The following is a 2,969-nucleotide window of genomic DNA, read 5'->3' on the forward strand; positions in this document are numbered from 1 at the left end:
AAAAGTTGTCTCAGGAATCAGCTTACATCCATTCTTTCTAATGGATTGTGTGGTAACACCATTAAAGACTTTGATGGGTTTTTCTGTCCACTTAAATGTTCAACTTAAATTTTACAATCTGCCTTAACCATACAGGCCTTAGCAAGTCATGCTTTCATCCTGTTGCCCTTACTAACCACAAAATGTAACAAAACAGACAAAAAAACTGCAATTTACCGGGAAGAAATCCCATAAATTGCAGTTTTTCACTCTTTTAGGTTCCGTAGTGTAATATTGTCGTAATCAGCTTAGGAAAGCCTAATTTTTTAATTCCTGTTAAACATAGTAACCAATCGACCCCATCTGTTCTGGAAGGGTCGTCTTAAACTTATCGTTATTACCACCATTCAGGTAAGCGTAATCGCCATTAGGTAATTTCACAGCTAAACCAATTCCAATATTTTGAAGTGATGTACCGTTTTCGTATTTAGCAGACCACTTAGTAATATGAGTAGTTGGATCAGGAGCTACGCCGGTAGAAATGGCCCTTGTGGTGAACAAGTCAGAATACTTGGACTGTAACTCTGACAGATACTTACCACCATAAGTTTCCTGTCCGTTTCCACCACCGGTTGTGTATGCAAAGTAGATTTGATTAGCATATGTCTTACCATTGACGTAAATCTGCCTTCCACGATCGTTAGTTCTGGTAACCGTTACTGCTTCTTGACCGGAAAAGCCAATCATCTGGTTCATAACAATATCTTCCTGAACCTTTAAGCCAGCGCTATGCAAAGCGGTAATCGCGTTTGCTAATTCTTCACCACTTCCATACTTGGTTGGATTAGCATTAGTCCCTAGGTTATAGCGATCAGTCATAGAATAACCTTCGTTATAGCGACTCATACCAAACGGTGTGTAAGCAGGGGCCATCCAGAAGTCAGTGATTCCCAGGTTGTTAAATAGCTCAGCGTTTTGGGCAATAATATTATATGCATGATTCTCTGTACTTGTTGGTTCAGGTTGATACAAACTAAAGTCTTCATAGATCATATGAGAATCAAGTGCAGCATTAGATTCGAAGATCTTATTACTATCTGCTGAAACAGTGGCGGCATTAGTAGTAACATCCTGATTTCCAGAAACAACTGGGACCCACACACCAAGATATCCACTTACATAAGGATTACTGTATCCCTTAACAGTAACCTTCAAAATACCATTATCATCAGTTGTTAAGGTCTCTGGATTTTCAGCACCATCAGCATTATATGTTAAACCATTATCCGTTGTGTCAAGCAAGTTACGATACTGCTCATTAGCATGGGCACGACCCATATTAATAGAAATTGTTTGCTCTGCCATTTGTGGATTGTTACCAACGATAACTGCCATTCCACTCGTTCGACTCAAACTATCAGTACCCTCACTATTAGCATTAGCAACGCCCTTACCATAACGAACGCTTGCAATTAAGTTATCGCTAAGCTTGGTCATTGTTTGTCCGCCGCTAACAAATTGTTTCCGTGCCTTCATTAACGTCGTAATTGCATCATAGTAGATCGACTTTTCCTGCATATATTGTGCAGTTTCGTTGTAAAGATCACCATAGTAAATCTGCGGTACAGTATCTTTATTGCTTAGAAGAATTGCATATTGTGCTGGAACGTTATACTGAGCATACTGCTTATCGGTCTTCTTTTGATCAGCATAAAACTCTTGCCAAGCTTGGTTAGCATATTCTGCTTTATATGCTGATCCCATAATGTAAGCCATGCCAGGATGGTCTTTAATAATTAAACTATTAATCAAGTTCTTGCGTTGATCATGGTTAGTGACAAATGACCAGTTTGGAGTAGCTTCATTTTCCGTAACGTCATTTTGCCGGTTAACAATACTATTAGTAACCAAATCACTAATATTATCACGATTGTTAGCACGTCCGAGGACATGCTCTAAAGTATAGAATTCTCCAGAATCCATGTACAATTGTGGATTACCCTTCTTGTTCAACATCTGGGCAGCACCTGAATGGTATCCTTCGTTATAGCTTAAGTGATTATTAGCATTTTGCGGGTTACCCTTCATATGGTACATATCATTCATTAATTGTCCCATCTGGTCGAGCACATCAGCATCAATATTATCAGCAGCATCAATCCGGAAACCGTCAAAATTACCATCCTGGTTATAACCCATCAGCTTACCATAATTTAACAAGAAGTATTCCCAGTTAAGGTTCTCAGCTTGTACCACCGGATTAGAGTTATCAATATCATTTCCAACCAATAACTCAGGACTGTTATCGCTATTATCATTACCAGTTTGGTTATTGATCGTACGGTTCATTAAGCGATACTTACTATCAGCGTCATTAACGAAGATTACTTGATCGCTATCTACAGTTCCGCTTTTATCAGGCTTATAATTTGGCATGCTCTGTAATGATAATTCAGATGAAGCCGATAGTTCAGGAACAGTAGCTGCAAAACCATTAGTGTCATTTGCTAACTTACCCGTTCCCTTATTAGTAGCAATACTTTGTTCAATTACGTAACGAAGATTTTGTGCTGCCGTGTTAAGAACTGTTGCATCTGTGTCCTTATTAAGATTTGCTACCGATACCTTTGTTAATCCATAATTAGCATTCTCATAACCATGATTAACAAAATACTTAATGAATTGTGCCTGAACATCCTTATTTGGCCATGCATACATCAAGATTGGCCGCCAGTCACCAGCCCCGGTCTTGTACCATGTCTTACCATCTTGGCTTGTTCCAATTGGTCGGTACCAACCACTGTAGCTAAGGTAGCCATCAACATTGTTAATGGAGTTGGCATCCATCGAATAGGCCAAGTTCTCCCAAGTACCAGCGTCGAGGCTCTTAATAAGCTTGTTTGTCCGCATATCATAAATATTAAACTTGCCGTTTTTAATTGCCCCACGGATGGTGACCATTGCGTCACCGTTACCACCGAAGTAATAGA

The 2,969-nt window shown here is 39.4% G+C and carries 1 protein-coding gene; it reads right to left on the bottom strand.

Annotated features, from left to right (window positions below; translation table 11 throughout):
• Positions 1-315: 315 nt before the first annotated feature.
• Positions 316-2,969 (bottom strand): glycoside hydrolase family 70 protein (locus IV86_RS08490; RefSeq protein WP_056979574.1); only part of this gene is annotated, 2,654 nt, incomplete at its 5' end.

Origin of the sequence: Pediococcus pentosaceus (assembly GCF_001437285.1) — a bacterium.
GTDB lineage: Bacteria > Bacillota > Bacilli > Lactobacillales > Lactobacillaceae > Pediococcus > Pediococcus pentosaceus.